1 protein-coding gene is annotated in these 1,337 nt (G+C 58.8%); it reads left to right on the top strand.

Features of this window, described 5'->3' with window-relative positions:
• Nucleotides 1-1,305: mannonate dehydratase (uxuA, locus tag AC1DUU_RS32205; RefSeq protein WP_476787348.1), on the top strand; the 1,305-nt coding region annotated here is incomplete at its 5' end.
• Nucleotides 1,306-1,337: the final 32 nt, after the last annotated feature.

Raw genomic sequence — 1,337 nt, 5'->3', positions numbered from 1 at the left:
GCCTCGGGAGGGATTACTTCGGGCGTACGCGCCATGGTGCAATTTTTTCTTTCAGTGGTCCAAAAATTCATTTCAGTATCAGTAAGGAAAGGAAACAACTCAATGCGCGCAACATGGCGGTGGTTCGGTCCACAGGATCCAATGACGATCGACTGGATACGCCAGTCGGGTGCGACCAGCATCGAAGCCAGCCTGTCCCAACTGCCCCCTGGATGCCTGTGGGAGGCAGATGCTATCGACGAGTTGAAGAAACTTGTCCAGACGGCTCCCGCCGGGCACACACCGCTCGAATGGGATACGCTCGGCGGCATCGCCATTCACGACGACATCAAGCTGGGCCGCCAGGGTACTGCGAGGCTGACCGCCAATTTTCAGGAGACAGTACGGCGGCTGGCGCAAGCGGGCGTACGCCGTATCAACTTCACCGTGATGCCACTGCTCGATTGGGTTCGGACCGGGCTGGACACAAGGCTTGAAAGCGGAGCCGAGGCGTTGGGCTTCGATGCGGTCGATTTTGCGGTTTTCGACATCCATCTGCTTAAGCGGCCCGGCGCTGAAGAGGAGATCGATCCGGAAATCGCCGCGGCGGCCCGCCGGCGCCATCTCGAAACACCAGCGCAGCGGTGGCAGAAATTGTTGTCCATGCTTACGCGCGGCCTGCCAGGCGGTCCCGGACAATATCGCAGCGGCGAATTCCATTCATTGCTCGGTGCGTATCAGAAAATGGGAACGGAAGCCTATCGGCAAAACCTGATCGATTTTCTCGGTGAGGTGGCGCGCACCTGCGAGGCGGAGGGAGCGGTGTTCGCCATCCATCCCGACGATCCTCCGATCCCATTGTGCGGACTGCCACGCATCGCCAGCACCCTGGAGGATTTCGCGAAAATCTTTGAAGGCGTATCTTCTCCGCGCGCAGGCATGATCTTCTGCTCAGGATCGCTCGCAAGCAGGCGCGACAATGCGCTGACGGATTTCATCGACAGGTTCGGTCCGCGCATCTTTTATGCCCATCCCCGGCGCATACGCTTCCGAGACGAATTCGGAAGCTTCACCGAGGCTGAGCATCTGGGCGGCATAGGAGCATTCGATCTCCACGATGTTCTCGCGCTTCTGATGGCGGAGGAGGCACGCAGGCGCAGGCAGGGCATTGCCGACTGGGAGATCCCCTACCGCGCAGACCACGCCTRTCGAATCCTCTACGATCAGGAAAGAGCGGATTTCGTACCGGGATACACGCCTATCGGACTTGTCAAGGCAATGGCAGAATTGCGCGGGATGATCCACTCGATCGAAAAGAGCCAATGAAAAACTTCACCAGCTCTCTGGAACGTGGAAGC

This window comes from Aminobacter sp. P4_H6_2, from assembly GCF_056400805.1.
Note: the sequence above shows the minus strand (reverse complement) of the source record. Positions and strands in the feature narration are given on the sequence as shown.